General features: G+C 67.2%; 17 protein-coding genes. 14 read left to right on the forward strand and 3 right to left on the reverse strand.

The genetic code is table 11. From position 1 onward, the window contains the following. The first annotated feature begins 64 nt into the window (after positions 1 to 64). On the forward strand, positions 65 to 844 hold the full coding sequence (gene glcC / locus OP498_RS10290; RefSeq protein ID WP_280548023.1) for a transcriptional regulator GlcC: 780 nt from the start codon (positions 65 to 67) through the stop codon (positions 842 to 844). A 3-nt stretch (positions 845 to 847) separates the two neighbouring features. Here the strand turns inward: glcC and OP498_RS10295 are convergent, their stop codons facing one another. Next, complete coding sequence (locus OP498_RS10295; protein WP_280548022.1) at positions 848 to 1,531, reverse strand: GntR family transcriptional regulator; 684 nt, start codon at positions 1,529 to 1,531, stop codon at positions 848 to 850. Between the two features lie 166 nt (positions 1,532 to 1,697). Here OP498_RS10295 and OP498_RS10300 point away from each other — a divergent pair, with 166 nt between their 5' ends. The 11 genes from OP498_RS10300 to OP498_RS10350 all read left to right on the forward strand — a co-directional run bounded on the left by OP498_RS10300 (position 1,698) and on the right by OP498_RS10350 (position 13,618). Further along, positions 1,698 to 2,159, forward strand: a complete 462-nt coding sequence (locus tag OP498_RS10300) for a heme-binding protein (protein WP_280548020.1) — start codon at positions 1,698 to 1,700, stop codon at positions 2,157 to 2,159. Positions 2,160 to 2,389: 230 nt separating this feature from the next. Further along, on the forward strand, positions 2,390 to 3,376 hold the full coding sequence (locus OP498_RS10305) for a TRAP transporter substrate-binding protein (protein WP_280548019.1): 987 nt from the start codon (positions 2,390 to 2,392) through the stop codon (positions 3,374 to 3,376). Between the two features lie 74 nt (positions 3,377 to 3,450). Continuing rightward, the gene (locus OP498_RS10310; RefSeq protein ID WP_280548018.1) at positions 3,451 to 3,969 is read left to right on the forward strand and encodes a TRAP transporter small permease subunit; all 519 of its coding nucleotides are present in this window, start codon (positions 3,451 to 3,453) and stop codon (positions 3,967 to 3,969) included. Then, a complete protein-coding gene (locus OP498_RS10315; protein ID WP_280548016.1) occupies positions 3,966 to 5,246 on the forward strand; it encodes a TRAP transporter large permease in 1,281 nt (426 codons plus the stop codon). Before OP498_RS10310 ends, OP498_RS10315 begins: the two co-directional genes overlap by 4 nt. 28 nt (positions 5,247 to 5,274) lie before the next feature. Beyond that, entirely contained in the window at positions 5,275 to 6,060 is a 786-nt protein-coding gene (locus OP498_RS10320) for an enoyl-CoA hydratase (protein ID WP_280548015.1), read from the forward strand. A gap of 35 nt (positions 6,061 to 6,095) precedes the next feature. Next, positions 6,096 to 7,283 (forward strand): CoA transferase, encoded by a 1,188-nt coding sequence (locus OP498_RS10325; RefSeq protein ID WP_280548014.1) that lies wholly within the window; start codon positions 6,096 to 6,098, stop codon positions 7,281 to 7,283. 38 nt (positions 7,284 to 7,321) lie between these two features. Then, a complete protein-coding gene (locus tag OP498_RS10330) occupies positions 7,322 to 8,530 on the forward strand; it encodes an aminotransferase class V-fold PLP-dependent enzyme (RefSeq protein ID WP_280548013.1) in 1,209 nt (402 codons plus the stop codon). 36 nt (positions 8,531 to 8,566) lie between these two features. Continuing rightward, complete coding sequence (locus OP498_RS10335) at positions 8,567 to 11,572, forward strand: FAD-binding and (Fe-S)-binding domain-containing protein (RefSeq protein WP_280548012.1); 3,006 nt, start codon at positions 8,567 to 8,569, stop codon at positions 11,570 to 11,572. Positions 11,573 to 11,675: 103 nt separating this feature from the next. After that, a complete protein-coding gene (locus tag OP498_RS10340; protein WP_280548011.1) occupies positions 11,676 to 12,200 on the forward strand; it encodes a gamma carbonic anhydrase family protein in 525 nt (174 codons plus the stop codon). A 156-nt stretch (positions 12,201 to 12,356) separates the two neighbouring features. After that, positions 12,357 to 13,064, forward strand: coding sequence for a glutathione S-transferase N-terminal domain-containing protein (locus tag OP498_RS10345; RefSeq protein ID WP_280548009.1), 708 nt, complete (start codon positions 12,357 to 12,359; stop codon positions 13,062 to 13,064). 197 nt (positions 13,065 to 13,261) lie between these two features. Further along, positions 13,262 to 13,618, forward strand: a complete 357-nt coding sequence (locus OP498_RS10350) for a phasin family protein (protein WP_280548008.1) — start codon at positions 13,262 to 13,264, stop codon at positions 13,616 to 13,618. A 105-nt stretch (positions 13,619 to 13,723) separates the two neighbouring features. Here OP498_RS10350 and OP498_RS10355 read toward each other — a convergent pair whose 3' ends face one another. Next, positions 13,724 to 14,347: a phosphoribosyltransferase family protein gene (locus tag OP498_RS10355; RefSeq protein ID WP_280548007.1), complete on the reverse strand. Its 624-nt coding sequence runs from the start codon at positions 14,345 to 14,347 to the stop codon at positions 13,724 to 13,726. 107 nt (positions 14,348 to 14,454) lie between these two features. Then, entirely contained in the window at positions 14,455 to 14,979 is a 525-nt protein-coding gene (uraD, locus tag OP498_RS10360; protein WP_280548006.1) for a 2-oxo-4-hydroxy-4-carboxy-5-ureidoimidazoline decarboxylase, read from the reverse strand. Between the two features lie 227 nt (positions 14,980 to 15,206). Here uraD and uraH point away from each other — a divergent pair, with 227 nt between their 5' ends. Further along, positions 15,207 to 15,560, forward strand: a complete 354-nt coding sequence (uraH, locus tag OP498_RS10365) for a hydroxyisourate hydrolase (RefSeq protein WP_280548005.1) — start codon at positions 15,207 to 15,209, stop codon at positions 15,558 to 15,560. A 51-nt stretch (positions 15,561 to 15,611) separates the two neighbouring features. After that, a complete protein-coding gene (locus OP498_RS10370; protein WP_280548004.1) occupies positions 15,612 to 16,814 on the forward strand; it encodes a urate hydroxylase PuuD in 1,203 nt (400 codons plus the stop codon). The last annotated feature ends 52 nt before the right edge of the window (positions 16,815 to 16,866 follow it).

Raw genomic sequence — 16,866 nt, forward strand, 5'->3', positions numbered from 1 at the left:
TCTGGAAAAGATTTCCACGATACACCCTCGCGCCGCGGGAAGACATCCCCCGGAGGATACGGTCATGCCCGGTTACCATGATGCGCTGGTCACTACCTCACGCACCCCCGATGCCATCGCGGCCAGGCTCGAGGAGCTGATCCTCGACGGCGTGTTCCGCCCGGGCCAGCTGCTGCCCTCCGAGCGGCGATTGAGCGAACGGCTGCAGGTCTCTCGTGCTTCGTTGAGAGAGGCGCTCAGGACGCTGCGCAGCAAGGGGGTGATCATCACCCGGCAGGGGCGTGGCTCGGTGGTGGCGCAGCTGGTCACGGCGGCGCAGGACACGCCGCTGATGCATCTCTTCCGCGATCACCCGCGGACGCTGTTCGACCTGCTGGAGGTGCGGGCCCTGCTCGAGGGCGAGTCGGCCAGCCTGGCGGCCAGCCGCGGCACGCCGTCGGACCGGGTGCTGATCACCCGCCGTTATCAGGCGATGGTCGACTATGTGGAGCGCGCCGAGTCGGTCGACGTCGAACGCCTGGCACGGCTCGATCACGGCTTCCACCTGGCCATCTGCCAGGCCTCCCACAACCCGGTGCTGGTCCACACCCTGCAGAGCCTGACCGACCTGCTGCTGAGCTCGGTGTTCGCCTCGGTGAAGAACCTCTATCACCGCCCGAGCTCCCGAGAGATGATCAATCGCCAGCACGCGCGGCTCCATCGCGCGGTGATCGAGGGCAAGCCGGTCCTCGCCCGGCGTGTCGCCCTGGAGCACCTCTCCGGCGTGGGCGAGCAGCTGCGCGAGATCGAGGCGGAGAACCAGCGGCTGGAGCGCTCGGCCATGCGCCTCGAGGGCTGGGGGTAGGGGTCAGGAGGTGGCGACGTCGAGGGCGGCCTCGTCCTCGATCACGCCGGCAAGGGAGGCCACCTCGAGCTTGTTGCAGAGATGGTCGCGCAGGATCTGGCCCAGGCGCCTGCCGTCGCGTGCCTCCAGGGCAAGGATCATGTGCTCGTGGTCCTGGACCGCCTTGCGCCAGAAGTCATCCGTCATCTTCTTTGAATAGCGGACCCGCTTCACCCGCTGGTTGAGGTTGCTGTACGTCTCCAGCAGCACCTCGTTCCCCGAGGCGGCCAGGATCCCCTCGTGGATCCTCTGGTTGACCCGGAAGTAGTCCGGCAGGTTGCCATCGCGATAGTGCCCAAGCATCTCGTCATGCAGCGCACGGATGGCCTTGATCCCCTCGTCGCTGATGTTCTGGCAGGCGAGCTCGCCGGACAGCCCCTCGAGGGCCCCCATCAGGTCATAGGTATCCTTCACCATCTTCAGGGTCAGGCGCACGACCCTGGCGCCGCGATTGGGCAGCAGCTCGACCAGGCCCTCGGAGGCGAGCACCTTCAGCGCCTCCCGAAGCGGCGTGCGGGAGACCCCGAACCGCTCGCAGAGCTGCTTCTCCGATATCCGCTCTCCCGGTGCGAGATCCCCCCGCTCGATGAGCTCCCGGACGCGGTCGGCCACGTCCAGGTAGAGGCTGCGCTGCTGGATCTTGCTCATGGCATGGGTCCCTCGAGGCAATGACGTTCTGATGGTCTCGGCCGCGTCACCAGATCTGTCGGTTCTTTCCCGGTTGGGTACAGGCCAGGGTGGTATTCTTCCACAAAAGGTATTATGAATTCAAAATGCAACCAATATCCACCCCGACGATCATCAGGAGTCTTCCATGGCCGGCAAGGTCTTTCGCAGTCATTTCCAACTTGGCCGTTTTCAGGCCAGGGCCATCCTGGACGGGGCCTTCGCCAGGGCACGTGATGCCTCGATGGAGCCTCTCACGATAGTCGTGCTCGATGGTGGCGGGCACGTTGTCGCCGCCGAGCGCGAGGACGGCTGTGCCCCGCTGCGCTTCCCGGTGGCCCAGGGCAAGGCCTTCGCCTCCCTGGGCAATGGCGCCTCGAGCGGCGTGGTCGGGGCCCGCAATGCCGAGCGACCGGCCTTCCTCGCCAGCGTAGCCGCCGCCTCGGGCGGGCACTTCGTCCCGGTACCGGGAGGCGTGCTGATCCTGGACGACGACGCCCGGGTGATCGGCGCCGTGGGCGCCAGTGGCGCCTCTTCGGGTGAGGACGAGGCCGCCGCCATCGCCGGCATCGAGGTGGCGGGACTGGCCTGGGGGCTGGAGCCCGCCTGAGCCGGCGACCCGCCTCCTCGACCAAAGTTTAATATCGAATAATGAATTTTGAATTCAAATTGAACTCGTGACGGTCGGACTCACCGAGCCGTTGGATGGCCGAGGATGACTCGGGCCGTCGGGACAGTTTCCGCGGCCCTGCAGGAGCCACCACGGCCTGGAGACTGCCCCGAGAGGGCGCAACGCCCGGGCAGCACACCTACAACAACAAGTCAGCACTGGAGTATCCGATGAAGATGATCAAGACAGCAGTCGCCAGCGCCGCCCTGGCCCTGAGCCTGACGCCAGCGCTCGGTCTCGCCCAGACCGAGCTGCCGTTCGGTCATGTGGGCAATCCCGGTTCGCTGTTCGATGCCTCCGCCAGCGAGTTCGCCAGGCTGGCCAACGAGCGGCTGGGGGACGACTACGAGGTGGTGGTCTACGGCTCGAGCCAGCTGGGCGGCGACAGCTCCATGATGCAGAAGCTCAAGCTCGGCCAGCTGACCTTCACGCTGCCGTCCTCCGTGATGTCCTCGGTGGTCGACGAGTTCGGGCTGTTCGAGATGCCCTACCTGATCAAGGACCGGGAGCACATGAAACGGGTCATCGACGAGGTCCTCGAGCCCGACCTCTTCCCGCTGGCGGAAGAGAAGGGCTACAAGATCCTCGCCGTGTGGGAGAACGGCTTTCGCCAGATCACCAACAACGTGCGGCCCATCAACACGCCGGAGGATCTCGACGGCTTGAAGCTGCGCACGCCCAAGGGCACCTGGCGGGTGCGAATGTTCGAGGAGTACGGCGCGAACCCGTCGCCCATGGCGCTCTCCGAGGTATTCACCGCGCTGCAGACCGGCACCATGGATGGCCAGGAGAATCCGCTGGTGCAGATCTACTCCCAGAAGTTCCAGGAGGTCCAGGACTACCTGTCGCTGACGGGCCACGTCTATACCCCGGCCTACGTGGTGGTCTCCAGCAATCACTGGGAGGCCCTGCCCGAGGACGTCCGCAGCGTCCTGATGGAGACGGCCCGGGAGGTCCAGGACTTCGTCTACGCGACCGCCGCCCGGCAGGATGAAGAGCTCCTCGGCAAGATGGAAGCCGCCGGCATGGAGATCAACGAGGCCGACAAGCAGGCGTTCATCGATGCCAGCGGCCCCATCTACACGCTCTTCGACGAGGAAGTGGAAGGCGGCGGCGACCTGGTCGACCGCGCGCTGGCACTCGGCGAGGAAGAGTAGGCCGTTCCGCCCCCCGACCGAGGACCGCCCCGCCCGGGGCGGTCCCCCTAACGCTGTTCGACGGAGTGGCTTCCATGTCCCTTGCGAGACTGCGATCTGGCTTCGAGTGGCTGCTCGAGGTCATCACCATGCTGCTGGTGGTGTCCCTGACGGTGGTCGTGCTGCTCGGTGTCACCTTTCGCTTTGCCGGCAACTCCCTCGGCTGGTACGACGAGGTGGCCGCCGTGATGCTGGCCTGGGTGACCTACTACGGCGCCGCTCTCGCCGCCCTCAAGCGCGCCCATATCAGCGTGCCCGGGCTCGTCTATTCGCGGCCACGTGCCGTGCGCGTGACGCTGGTGGTGATCGGCGAGGCCATCATCATCACCTTCTTCGTGATGCTTGCCGTCTATGGCGTGCATGTCATCCAGATCCTCGGCGGGTCGACCCTGGTCAGCGTGCCGATCCCGATCGCCGTCACCCAGTCGACCATTCCCATCGGGGCAGGGCTCTACGTGATCGCCGAGCTGGTCAACCTGCCCACCATCCTGCGCGAAGCCTGGCATGGCAAGGCGCCGCCCTCGGAGCATGACATCGTGGAGGAAGCGCAATGACGACTGCCCTGATCCTCCTGGCCGGCCTGGCGATGATCTTCATCAATATCCCCATCGCCGTGGCGCTGGGCGCGGTGTCTCTGCTGGCCATGCTGGTGCTGCAGGGCCCGAACAGCCTGCTCAGCTTCCCCATCGTGATGTTCGATGGCTCGACCAAGTTCCCGCTGATCGCCATCCCGTTGTTCGTGTTGGCCGGGGCGATCATGAATACCGGCGGTATCTCCCGGCGGCTGATCGACTTCGCCTCGGCGCTGCTCGGCTTCATCCGCGGTGGGCTGGCGATGGTCAACATCGGCACCTCGCTGTTCTTCGCCGAGATTTCGGGCTCGGCGGTGGCCGACGTCGCCGCCCTCGGCTCCATCCTGATGCCGGCGATGAAGAAGAAGGGCTATCCGGCGGACTTCACCGCCGCGATCACCTCGTCCTCGGCGTCGCTGGCGATCATCATCCCGCCGTCCATCCCGATGATCCTCTACGCCGCCATGGCCGATACCTCGGTGGTGCAGCTGTTCGTGGCCGGCATCGTCCCCGGGCTGCTTGGCGGCTTGTCGATGATGGCGCTCGCCTGGTACTTCGCCGTCCGCTACAACTACCCGGTCGAGGAGGCCTTCCAGCTCGAGCGGGTCTGGGCCACCTTCAAGGCGGCGGGGCTTGCCTTCCTGCTGCCGCTGATCATCCTCGGGGGCATCTTCGGCGGCTTCATGACCGCCACCGAGGGCGCCGCCCTGGCGGTGGTCGCGGCGCTGCTGATCAGCTTCCGCTACGGCGAGCTGCGTTGGAGCACGCTGCGCGGGGCCATGGTCGACGGCGGTGTCCAGACCGCCGTGGTGATGCTGCTGGTGGCAAGCTCCGCGCTGCTCGGGGACTTCCTCACCCGGGCCCAGCTGCCCCAGACCCTGGCCGCGGTGATCGGCGACTTCACCAGCAACAAGTACATGGTGCTGGCGCTGCTCAACGTCTTCCTGCTGGCGATCGGCATGATCCTGCACTCGGCGGCCGCCATCATCCTCACCGTGCCCATCGTCATGCCGTTGGTGATGATGGTCGGCATCGACCCGGTGCACTTCGGCATGATCGTCACCCTGAACCTGGCCATCGGCCAGCAGACGCCCCCGGTGGCGAGCGTGCTGATGACGGCCTGCTCGGTGGCCAAGGCGGACATCTGGGACGTGGCCAAGGCCAACGTGCCGTTCATGATCCTGCTGTTCGTGCTGCTGATGCTGGTCACCTACGTGCCGGTGGTCCCCATGGGCCTGGTGGAGCTGTTCTACCGATGAACCCGATGAACCTGGAGGGAGGATTCCCATGTCCGACGAATCCCTGATCTTCCGCCGCGAGGGCGCCATCGCCTGGATCGGCTTCAACCGCCCCGAGAGCCGCAACGCCATGACCTGGGCGATGTACGACGCCCTGGAGGCCTGCTGTGACCGGCTGGCGGAGGATGACTCGGTGGTGGCGGTGGTGCTGCACGGGGTGGGGGGCGAGGCCTTCGTGGCCGGCACCGACATCACCCAGTTCACACACTTCGCCTCTCCCGAGGATGCCATCGGCTACGAGCGGCGCATCGACCGGGTGGTGGGCAAGCTCGAGGCCCTGCCCAAGCCCACCATCGCCATGATCGAGGGGGCCTGCGTGGGGGGTGGGGCGGCCCTGGCGCTGGTCTGCGACTTCCGCTACTGCACGCCCACCATGAAGTTCGGCGTGCCCATCGCCAGGACGCTGGGCAACACCCTGTCGATGAGCAACGTCTCACGGCTGGTCGACATGATCGGCGTGGCCCGCACCAAGGAGGCGCTGATGATGGGCCGGCTGTTCGGGGCCGAGGAGGCCCGCCAGGCGGGGCTGGTCAACGCGGTGTTCGACCCCGGGAGCATCGCCGCCGAGGTCGCCGCGATCGCCGCCGAGTTCGCCCATCGCGCCCCGCTCACCGTCCAGGCCAGCAAGGCGCTGGTGGGACGGGTGCTGGCCGAGCGTCGCGCCGCCCCCGAGGCCGGCGACGACTGGGTCACCACCTGCTACATGAGCAACGACTTCAAGGCGGCGGTGAACCGGTTCGTCCACAAGACGCCCTTCGAGTGGACCGGGCGCTAGCCATGCCGACAGAACCCCAAGGAGGGAGCACGCCGATGCTGCCACTGCAGAACCTCAAGGTCCTCGACATCTCCCAGATCATGGCCGGCCCCTACTGCACCATGGTGCTGGCCGACATGGGCGCGGAGGTGATCAAGGTCGAGAAGCTCAACGGCGGCGACGACAGCCGCCAGATGGGCCCCTACGTCAACGACGAGTCGACCTGCTTCTCGCAGATCAACCGCAACAAGAAGAGCATCTCACTCAACCTCAAGGACGACCGGGCCCGAGAGATCTTCTACCGCCTGGCGCGCGACACCGACGTCATCGTCGAGAACTACCGCACCGGCGTGACCCGGTCGCTTGCGATCGACTACGACACCATCAAGGCGATCAATCCCGGCATCGTCTACTGCTCGATCTCCGGCTACGGCCAGACCGGGCCATACAGCCATCGCGGCGGCTTCGACCTGGTCGCCCAGGGCATGACCGGGCTGATGTCGATGACCGGCGAGCCGGGGCGCCGGCCGCTCAAGACCGGCATCGCGGTCTACGACATTGGCGCCGGCCTGACCGCCACCTACTCCATCCTGGCCGCCGTCATCCACCAGATGAACACCGGCGAGGGCCAGCACATCGATATCGCCATCACCGAGTGCGGCCTGCCCTGGTTCACCTGGGAAGCGGCGGCCTACTTCGCCGAGGGCCGGGTGCCACAGCCCACCGGCTGGCGGCATCGTGTGTCGGCGCCCTACCAGGCGATCAAGGCCCGAGACGGCTACCTGATGCTCGGTTGCGCCAACCAGCGCACCTGGGAGCGGTTCGCCCGGGACGTGCTGGACCGCGAGGACCTGATGGCCGACGAGCGCTTCCTGACCAACCAGGACCGTGGCCAGCACGTCGAGGAGCTCGAGGCGCTGCTGGAGACGATCATGGCCGACCGGGGTGTCGACGACTGGCTCGAGCGTTGCGACGCGGCCGGGGTGCCCGCCGGGCCGATCAACGACTTCGCCCAGGCCATGAGCGACGAGCACTACCTGGCGCGCGGCATGGTGCAGGAGATGGACCACCCCAAGATCGGCCGGATGAAGACCATCGGCTTTCCCAGCAAGTTCTCGCGCACCCCGTCGCAGATCCGCCAACCGGCACCGCTGTTCGGCCAGCATACCGATGAGGTGCTGGGTGAGCTCGGCATGACCCCCGACGAACTCGCCGCGTTGCGTGACGACGGCTGCATCCGCTAGCCGCGCCGCCCCCGACAAGATCCCCACGGAGAGCTCCCATGCTGAACCTCGACTTCCATCCCTCAGGCCGCCACTTCCTGCAGATTCCCGGCCCCTCTCCGGTGCCGGATCGCATCCTGCGCGCCATGAGCCTGCCGACCATCGACCACCGGGGCCCTGAGTTCGGGGCGCTGGGCCGCGAGCTGCTCGGCAAGGTCAAGAAAGTCTTCAAGACCGAGAACCCGGTGATCATCTACCCGGCGTCGGGCACCGGCGCCTGGGAGGCGGCACTGATCAATACCCTGTCGCCGGGCGACGAGGTGCTGATGTTCGAGACCGGCCACTTCGCCAGCCTGTGGCACAGGATGGCCACCCGCCTGGGCCTGGCGCCGGAGTTCATCGGCCTGCCGGGCTACGAGGGCTGGCGCCACGGCGTGCAGGCCGACATGATCGAGGCGCGGCTGCGCGAGGATGGCGACCATCGGCTCAAGGCGGTGTGCGTGGTACATAACGAGACCTCCACCGGGGTGACCAGCGATATCGCCGCGGTGCGTCGCGCCATCGACGCCGCCGGTCACCCGGCGCTGCTGCTGGTCGATACCATCTCGGGGCTGGCCAGTGCCGACTACCGTCACGACGAGTGGGGGGTCGACGTCACCATCTCCGGCTCCCAGAAGGGGCTGATGCTGCCGCCAGGCATCAGCTTCAACGCGATCTCCGACAAGGCCATCGAGGCCAGCCGCCACAACCGCATGCCCAAGAGCTTCTGGGCCTGGGACGAGATCCTCGAGGCTAACCAGAACGGCTACTGGCCCTATACCCCCAGCACCAACCTGCTCTACGGCCTCAAGGAGTCGCTGGACATGCTGCTCGACGAGGGGCTGGATCACGTGCTGGCGCGCCACCAGCGCTGGGCCGCCGGGGTGCGCACGGCGGTTGAGGCCTGGGGGCTGGAGATACAGTGCCAGGACCCGGCCGTCTACTCGCCGGTGCTCACCGGGGTGGTGATGCCGGAGGGCACTGATGCCGACGAGGTGCGCAAGATCATCTACGAGCGTTTCGACCTGTCGCTGGGCACCGGCCTCGGCAAGGCCAAGGGCAAGATGTTCCGCATCGGCCACCTGGGCGACTGCAACGACCTGACCCTGATCGCCACCCTGGGTGGCTGCGAGGCCGGCATGAAGCTCGCCGGCGTGCCCCTGAAGGGCAGCGGCGTGACGGCCGCGCTGGACTACTTCGCCGGCCAACCCCTCGAGGCCGCCCACTGATCATCGGCAGTGCCACGCATGGCGGAGGAAGACCAGATGACGTCCCTGAAGGACAATTCCCGGGCCGGCAGGGCCCCCGATGCCCGGATCAAGCCGGTCACCGACCTGGCGGCCAGGCTGTCACGCGAGCTCGAGGGCGAGGTGCTGTTCGATGACGCCTCCCGGGGCCGCTACTCGACGGATGCCTCGATCTATCAGGTCACCCCGGTGGGCGTGGCGATTCCCCGCCATCAGCGGGACCTGGCGCTGGCGCTGGAGATCGCCCGGGACGCCGGGGTGCCGGTACTGGCGCGCGGCGCCGGCACCAGCCAGTGCGGCCAGACGGTGGGCGAGGCGCTGGTGATCGACAGCACCCGCTGGCTCGACGAGATCGTCGAGTTCGACCCCGAGGCGCGCACCGTGGTGGTCGAGCCCGGGATCGTGCTCGACCACCTCAACGCCTGGCTCAAGCCCCATGGCCTCTGGTACCCGGTGGACGTCTCCACCAGCGCCCAGTGCACCATCGGCGGCATGGCCGGCAACAACTCCTGCGGCTCGCGCTCGATCCGCTACGGCAACATGGTGCACAACGTGCTGGGCGTGGATGCGCTGCTGGCCGACAGCAGCGAGGGGCACTTCGGCTTCGTCGACCAGCTCCCTGCCACGGGGAGGGTGCGCGAACTGGCCGAGCGGGTGAAGGCCGTCGCCGACGGGGTGGCCCCCGAGATCCGCGAGCACTTCCCCAAGGTGCTGCGCCGCGTCGGCGGCTATAATCTCGACCTCTTCGACTGCCAGAACCCCAAGCCCTACGACCCGGACGGGCGCGCCAACATGGCCCACCTGCTGGTGGGCTCCGAGGGCACCCTGGGCGTGAGCCGCCGGATCACCCTGCGCCTCTCGCCGCTGCCGGAGCACAAGGTGCTCGGGGTGGTGAACGTCCCCACCTTCTACCAGGCGATGGACCTCACCCAGCACATCGTCACCCTGGATCCTTCCGCCGTGGAACTGGTCGACCGCACCATGATCGACCTCTCGCTGGAGAACCCGGCCTTCCGCCCGGTGATCGAGAAGGCGCTGATCGGCAGGCCCCAGGCCGTGCTGCTGGTGGAGTTCGCCGGCCAGGATCGCGAGGCCCAGCTCCGCTCCCTCAGGCGCCTGAACGAGCTGATGGCCGACCTGGGCCTGCCGGAGAGCGTGGTGGAGATGCCCGAGCCCGCCGAGCAGAAGGCGCTGTGGAACGTGCGCAAGGCGGGGCTCAACATCATGATGAGCATGAAGGGGGACGGCAAGCCGGTCTCCTTCATCGAGGACTGCGCGGTGCCGCTGGAGCACCTGGCCGAGTACACCGACAGGCTGACCGAGGTGTTCCATCGCCATGGCACCGAAGGCACCTGGTACGCCCATGCCAGCGTGGGCACCCTGCACGTGCGGCCGATCCTCGACATGCGCCGCGACGGCGCCCATAAGATGCGCGAGATCGCCGAGCAGGCCTCCGCCCTGGTGCGCGAGTACAAGGGCGCCTACTCCGGCGAGCACGGCGATGGCCTGTGCCGCGGCGAGTGGGTGGCCTGGCAGTTCGGTCATACCGTCAACGACGCCTTCAGGGAGGTCAAGCAACTCTTCGACCCCGGGAACCTGCTCAATCCGGGCAAGATCGTCGACACCCCGCGGATGGATGACGAGCGCTACTTCCGTTTTTCCTCCACCTACCGGACGATCCCGATGACGCCGGTGTTCGACTGGTCGGGCTGGAACGTCACCCGCGACCCGCTCTCCGGCGAGCAGGGCGAGCCCGGCAGCGCCGGCGACCCCACCCATGGCCTGGCCATGGCGGTGGAGATGTGCAACAACAACGGCCACTGCCGCAAGTTCGATGCCGGCACCATGTGCCCGAGCTATCGCATCACCCGCGACGAGCAGCACCTCACCCGCGGGCGCGCCAACACCCTGCGCCTGGTGCTCTCCGGCCAGCTCGGCGACGCGGGCCTGGCCAGCGACGACGTCAAGGAGGCGCTCGACCTCTGCGTCTCCTGCAAAGGCTGCAAGCGCGACTGTCCCACCGGGGTCGACATGGCAAAGTTCAAGATCGAGGCGCGCACCGCCCGGGCGAAGGCCAGGGGGCTGTCATGGCGAGATCGCATGGTCGGCGAGATGCCACGCTATGCCCCCTGGGCCAGCCGATTCTCCGGCCTGCTGGGTGCAGTGGAGCGCGTGCCGTTCCTCTCGCGCCGGGTCAAGACGGCCCTGGGGCTCGCGGTGCAGCGTGACTTTCCACGCTTTCGCGGCAACTTCCTCGCCGAATCGCAGGGTGAAGTGGTCCAGGCCCCCCGGGAGGTGCTGTTGTTCGTCGATACCTTCAACAACTACCTGGAGGGCGAGAATGCCCGGGCGGCCAAGCGGGTGCTGGAGGCCGCCGGCTACCGGGTGCACCTCAACGTCAGGCAGGGCGAGCGGCCGCTGTGCTGCGGGCGTACCTATCTCTCCTCCGGGCAGTTCGATAAGGCGCGACTGGAGGCGCGGCGCACCCTGGACCACCTGATGCCCCATGTCAGGCGGGGCGTGGCGATCGTCGGGCTCGAGCCCTCCTGCCTGCTGACCCTGCGCGACGAGTTCCTGCAGTATGGTTTCGGCAAGGAGGCCAAGGCCCTCTCCGAGTCGGCTTTCCTGTTCGAGGAATTCCTGGTCCGTGCCCATGAGTCGGGCGAGTTGCCGCTCGACCTCAAGCCGGTGGATCACCCACGGGCGTTGCTGCACGGCCACTGCCACCAGAAGGCCTTCGATGCGCTGCGCCCGGTCGAGCAGGTGCTCGCCTGGATCCCCGGCCTCGAGGTCGAGACCATCGCGTCCTCCTGCTGCGGCATGGCGGGCAGCTTCGGCTACGAGGCGGAGCACTATGACGCCTCGATGAAGATGGCCGAGCTGTCGCTGCTGCCGGCGATTCGCGACGCCGCCGCCGACGCGGTGCTGGTGGCCGATGGCACCAGCTGTCGCCACCAGATCCGGGATGGCAGCGGCCGTGAGGCCATTCATGTGGCCCGGCTCCTCGAGCAGGCGCTGGCCTGAGACGGCGGCTGGCAGGGGGAAGGTGCCCCAGGTCGCCGCCGGTTCGCCCCGCGACGGCCCACATGGCATCCTTTCCCGAGCCCTTTTCGCAGGAGGAACCCCCATGGCGATCTATCAGTATGGCGACGACCGTCCGGCGATCGGTGACGACGTCTACGTGGCCGAGACGGCGGACGTGATCGGTCGGGTCACCCTGAAGCGCAACGCCAGCGTCTGGTACCAGGCGGTGCTGCGCGGCGACACCGACCACCTCGAGGTCGGCGAGGGCAGCAATATCCAGGACGGGGCGGTGCTGCACGCCGACCCCGGCTACCCGCTGACGGTCGGCACGGGCGTGACCGTGGGCCACCAGGCGATGCTGCATGGCTGCACCATCGGCGACGGCAGCCTGGTGGGGATTCAGGCGGTGATCCTCAACGGGGCGGTGATCGGCAACAACTGCCTGGTGGCCGCCGGGGCGGTGGTTAAGGAGAACGCCAGTTTCCCCGACAACTCGCTGATCGTGGGGGCGCCGGCCAGGGTGGTGCGCGAGCTCTCCGAGGAGGCTATCGCGGGCCTGAGGAAGAACGCCGAGGGCTACGTGGAGCGCGGCCGGCACCATGCGGCGCAGCTCAAGCGAATCGGCTGAGCCCTGCGACCTGTCCTGTCCGGACAGCGGGCCCACGGTGGCCAAGGCCGCCACCACGTAGTGGATGTCGATCATGTAGCCCGCCGCGGCGTTGGCGGTGTCCGGCAAAGGCTGGCACTATCGAGCCATACCCATGAGCGGATACCAGGAGGTAGCATGACACGTGTGCTATATGAGCTCTGCGGCATCGACGAGGGGCTACGCTTTTCGCCCTTTTGCTGGCGCGTTCGCTACGCGCTGGCCCACAAGGGGCTGGAGGTGGAGACGCACCCCTTGCACTTCACCGACAAACAGGCCCTGGCCTTCGCTGACTATGACAAGGTGCCGGTGCTGGTCGACGGCGACGAGGTGGTCACCGACAGCTACGAGATCCTGCGCTACCTCGATCGCACCTATCCCGAGGCGCCGCTGTTGGGCGAGGGGCTGACCGAGGCGCGGGGACGCTTCTTCAAGCACTATGCCGAACGTTCACTGGCCCCAGCGATGATACGCACCATCATCATGGACCTGTTCAATGCCATCCACCCCGACGACCGCGCTTACTTCCGCGAGACCCGCGAGAAGCGCTTCGGTCGGACTCTCGAGGAGTTCCACTCCCCGGCCAAGGGCCTGGCCCAGCTGGATGCCGCCCTGGAGCCGCTGCGCGGACGGCTCAAGGAGGCCGACTATCTCGACGGCGAGGCGCCGGCCGGCGCCGACTACCTGGTCTTCGGCAACTTCATGTGGGCACGCTGCGTCTCCAGTGCCGACCTGGTCTCCAACGCCGACCCGGTCCATGCCTGGATCGAGCGCATGCTCGATCAGCACGATGGCCTGGGGCGCAAGGCGCTGCGCATCACCGACATCGAGGGGGCCTATCGCTGAGGCGAAGGGCCCGAAGGTGACCGCTGAATGACGCGGTCTCGTCTGTCACTGCGACGCCTGGCTCCGGCCGGGCGTCGTGGTTCATGGCCGGCGGCATTGGCAGGTTTCATATGTTGCGCTGCACAAAAAAGCCTGCTATGTTGCAATGCAGCACGAGGCGACAGGCCTCGGTGTCCCACCACAGATGGAGGTGTTTCATGAGCAAGGCAACCACCCAACAGGCCACCGAACAGTTCGAGTCCCTGTTCGTGGCACCCGCACGCAACGTCGGCGCCCTCAACCTCGATTATACCGAGAAGCTGGTCGCCGCCCAGTTCGACGCGGTACGCGCCCTGACCGACATGGGTCTGGCCCAGGCCCGCGGCTGGCTGGATGTCCGTGACGCCGACAGCCTGAAGTCGGTCGTGGCGTCCCAGCAGAAGGCCAGCCAGGACATGGGCGAGCGCCTGCGCGGCGACGCCGAGAAGATCATGAGCTTGAGCCAGGAGTACGCCCAGAAGAGCCAGAAGCTCGCCGAGGACGGGGTCAAGGCTGCCACCACGGCAACCAAGTAAGGCGACAGGCGATCGAGCATGGCAAGCGCCGGCTCCGGCCGGCATTCACGGGTCGTTACCCTCGGGTGGCGCCCGTGTTCTTTTTTGTGGGCCTCCTTTGGCCGTTCAGCCGTGCTCGCTGCCCAGCAGCGCGATGACTTGCTCGTCCTCCACCTGCTCGAAGTCGACGAAGAACTGCCCCACGGCCTGGAAATTCCAGGGCGTCTCCAGGCAGACCACCTCGTCGGCCAGAGCCTCGATGCGTGCCACGGTGTCGGGCGGCGCCGCCCCCATGGCGGCGATCAGCGTCTGCGGACCCCGTGATCTCAGGGTGCTCAGGGCCGCCGCCATGGTGGCGCCGGTGGCGCTGCCGTCATCCACCACCACCACGATGCGTCCCTTCGGATCAATGGGGGCCCGCACCGGCGTATAGCGACGGCGGCGCTCCTCGAGCAGGGCTCGCTGCCGCTCCGTCTCGCGGGTCACCGCTTCCTCGCGGTAGTGCCGCGCCGTCTCCTCCAGCGCCACGCTGCCATCCTCGCTGACCGCGCCGATGGCATATTCGGGGTTGCCCGGCGCCCCCACCTTGCGTACCAGCACCACGTCCAGGTCGCCCTCCAGGGCATCGGCGATCAGCCGGCCCATGGGCACCGCACCCCGCGGGATGGCCAGGATCAGGGGATTGTGCCCCTTCAGGTGGGAGAGGCGTCGAGCCAGGCGCTCGGCGGCATCGAGTCGATCACGGAACATGACGATGCTCCTCGTTGGGAAGACGTGTCTCCAGTGTAGGTCGCCACGCCTGCGGGACAAAACGCGCGTCCCGCGCGGGTGTCGATCGTGTCGGAGGACCCCTTCGCTCAGCCGCGACGGGCGTCCAGGCGGAAGCTGGCGATGCGGTTGATCTGCTCGATGGCGGTGCGGCGCTCCTCGGCCGGGTCATTGGGCAGGCGTGCCTCGAAGGCGGCGAGGATGGCGTGGCGGTCGCTGCCCGTGACGGCCATCACGAAGGGGAAGCCGAACTTCGCCTTGTAGTTGGCGTTGAGGCGTTCGAAGCGGGCCAGCTCCTCGGGTGCGCACTGGTCGAGTCCGGCACCGGCCTGCTCGCGGGTGGAGTCGTCGGTCAGCTCGCCGGCGACGGCCGCCTTGCCGGCGAGGTCCGGATGGGCGCGGATCACCTCGAGCTGGCGTTCGGGGCTGGCCTCGCGAAGCACGGCCCCCATCACCTCGGCCAGCCCCTGTGGGGTGTCCTGGTCGAGGGACAGGCCGCGCTGCCAGGCGAGCTCGGCGACCCAGGGGGAGTGCTCGTAGATGTCGCCGTAGTGGGCCACGAAGGCCTGCTGGTCCAGCTGGCTGGGGCGCGGGGTGAGAATCTTGTCGGTCATCCTGGGGCTCCTCTGCTGGGTGAGGCGGCCTGGCGGCGCACGCAGTACCAGGCAGGCCGGGGAGGGGGCAGCGAGGGATCTCGATGCTTTTGCCATAAAGTGTATACAAAAAATATTGAAATGTACCCCAGTAAAGGCTAACACTGTCTTCATTGTGGACTTCATGATGCCTGCCCGGTGAGGGCATCGCCAGGCACGTACCGACCCGACACGCGAAGGAGAACCCCATGGGATACCTGACCACGCATGTGCTGGACACCGCCCAGGGCCGTCCCGGCCAGGGCATCCGCATCGAGGTCTTCCGCTTCGAGGGCGAGACCCGCACCCGGCTCAAGGCGGTCGTCACCAATGATGACGGGCGCTGTGATGCCCCCCTCCTGGAGGGCGACGACTTCGCCACCGGCGAGTATGAGCTGCTCTTCCATGCCGGTGACTACCTGCGCGCCCGGGGCGTCGAGGCCGATGAGCCGCGCTTCCTCGACGTGATTCCGCTGCGCTTCGGCGTGGCCGATGCCGCGCAGCACTATCATGTGCCGCTGCTGCTCTCGCCCTATGGCTATTCCACCTACCGCGGAAGCTGAGGGGCTTCCCGTCCCGATACGCCCATAACAAGACGCTTGACGAGGCCCCTCATGCAAGCCTACCTGCTGGATTTCACCAACTTCATGCTGCGCTGGCTGCACGTCATCGCCGCCATCGCCTGGATCGGCGAGTCGATCTACTTCGTGATGCTCGACAACAGCCTGCGCCAACCCAAGGCCGCCGAGGACCGGGAGAAGGGTGTCTTCGGCGAGATGTGGGCGGTCCATGGTGGCGGTTTCTATCACAACCAGAAATACGCCAGTGCCCCCGACAAGCTGCCCGAGGACCTTCACTGGTCGTTCTGGAAGGCCTATACCACCTGGCTCACCGGCTTCGGCCTGTTCGTCATCCTCTACATGGTCAACCCGAGCGTATACCTGGTGAACCCGGGCAGCGACTGGGCCTGGGCGGCGAACCTGAGCGGCTGGCAGGCTAATGTGGTGGCGCTGGCCTTCCTGCTGGCCGGCTGGGTGGTCTACAACGAGCTGTGCAAGCGCATCAGCCCCGACATGCAGCGCGACGGCCTGCTGAGCCTCGCCGTGGCGGTGATGATGGTGGTGGTGGCCTACCTGAGCAGCCAGATCTTCTCGGGGCGTGCTGCCTTCCTGCTCACCGGTGCGGTGATGGCCACCGCCATGTCGGCCAACGTCTTCTTCTGGATCATTCCCGGCCAGCGCCGCATGGTGACGGCGATGAAGGCCGGCGAGACCCCCAATCCCCTGGACGGCAAGCGCGGCAAGCAGCGCTCGGTACACAACACCTACTTCACTCTGCCGGTGGTGCTGCTGATGGTCAGCAACCACTACTCCTTCGCCTACTCCCATGAACTGGCCTGGGTGATCATGTCGCTGTTCATCTTCGCCGGCGCCCTGATCCGCCAGTACTTCGTGCTGATGCACGCCGGCCGCAAGCGCCCGGCGTATCCGGCGGCCGGGGTGGCGTTGATCCTGGTGGCGTTCTGGATGGCGGCCCCCTCGAGTAGCGGCCAGGCCACTGCCACGGCCGCGGTGGCCCCCGAGCTGGACGAGGTGCACGCGATCGTCGAGGCGCGCTGCGTGGCCTGCCATTCCCGCGAGCCGAGCCAGCCGGGCTTCACTGCGCCGCCGGCCGGCATGGCCTATGACACTCCCGAACAGCTCCGGGCCCAGCAGGCGAAGGTCAAGGAGGTGGTAGCGAGCGGCTACATGCCGCTGGGCAACATGACCGGGATGACCGATGAGGAGCGTGCGGTCATCGCCGCCTGGGAGGAGTGAGCCGGCCGGTCGCCGGCAGGCCGGCGATATGTATACAATGATCGCGCATGCC

Source organism: Halomonas sp. 25-S5 (assembly GCF_029889845.1).
Lineage (GTDB): Bacteria > Pseudomonadota > Gammaproteobacteria > Pseudomonadales > Halomonadaceae > Halomonas.

What these genes read in the sequence shown, in the direction of transcription:
- OP498_RS10320 (WP_280548015.1), top strand. Translation starts at nt 5,275, where the DNA reads ATGTCCGACGAATCCCTGATCTTCCGCCGCGAGGGCGCCATCGCCTGG.
- OP498_RS10295 (WP_280548022.1), bottom strand. Translation starts at nt 1,531, where the DNA reads ATGAGCAAGATCCAGCAGCGCAGCCTCTACCTGGACGTGGCCGACCGC.
- OP498_RS10345 (WP_280548009.1), top strand. Translation starts at nt 12,357, where the DNA reads ATGACACGTGTGCTATATGAGCTCTGCGGCATCGACGAGGGGCTACGC.
- OP498_RS10300 (WP_280548020.1), top strand. Translation starts at nt 1,698, where the DNA reads ATGGCCGGCAAGGTCTTTCGCAGTCATTTCCAACTTGGCCGTTTTCAG.
- OP498_RS10315 (WP_280548016.1), top strand. Translation starts at nt 3,966, where the DNA reads ATGACGACTGCCCTGATCCTCCTGGCCGGCCTGGCGATGATCTTCATC.
- OP498_RS10305 (WP_280548019.1), top strand. Translation starts at nt 2,390, where the DNA reads ATGAAGATGATCAAGACAGCAGTCGCCAGCGCCGCCCTGGCCCTGAGC.
- uraH (WP_280548005.1), top strand. Translation starts at nt 15,207, where the DNA reads ATGGGATACCTGACCACGCATGTGCTGGACACCGCCCAGGGCCGTCCC.
- OP498_RS10325 (WP_280548014.1), top strand. Translation starts at nt 6,096, where the DNA reads ATGCTGCCACTGCAGAACCTCAAGGTCCTCGACATCTCCCAGATCATG.
- OP498_RS10340 (WP_280548011.1), top strand. Translation starts at nt 11,676, where the DNA reads ATGGCGATCTATCAGTATGGCGACGACCGTCCGGCGATCGGTGACGAC.
- uraD (WP_280548006.1), bottom strand. Translation starts at nt 14,979, where the DNA reads ATGACCGACAAGATTCTCACCCCGCGCCCCAGCCAGCTGGACCAGCAG.
- OP498_RS10335 (WP_280548012.1), top strand. Translation starts at nt 8,567, where the DNA reads ATGACGTCCCTGAAGGACAATTCCCGGGCCGGCAGGGCCCCCGATGCC.
- OP498_RS10370 (WP_280548004.1), top strand. Translation starts at nt 15,612, where the DNA reads ATGCAAGCCTACCTGCTGGATTTCACCAACTTCATGCTGCGCTGGCTG.
- OP498_RS10355 (WP_280548007.1), bottom strand. Translation starts at nt 14,347, where the DNA reads ATGTTCCGTGATCGACTCGATGCCGCCGAGCGCCTGGCTCGACGCCTC.
- OP498_RS10310 (WP_280548018.1), top strand. Translation starts at nt 3,451, where the DNA reads ATGTCCCTTGCGAGACTGCGATCTGGCTTCGAGTGGCTGCTCGAGGTC.
- glcC (WP_280548023.1), top strand. Translation starts at nt 65, where the DNA reads ATGCCCGGTTACCATGATGCGCTGGTCACTACCTCACGCACCCCCGAT.
- OP498_RS10330 (WP_280548013.1), top strand. Translation starts at nt 7,322, where the DNA reads ATGCTGAACCTCGACTTCCATCCCTCAGGCCGCCACTTCCTGCAGATT.
- OP498_RS10350 (WP_280548008.1), top strand. Translation starts at nt 13,262, where the DNA reads ATGAGCAAGGCAACCACCCAACAGGCCACCGAACAGTTCGAGTCCCTG.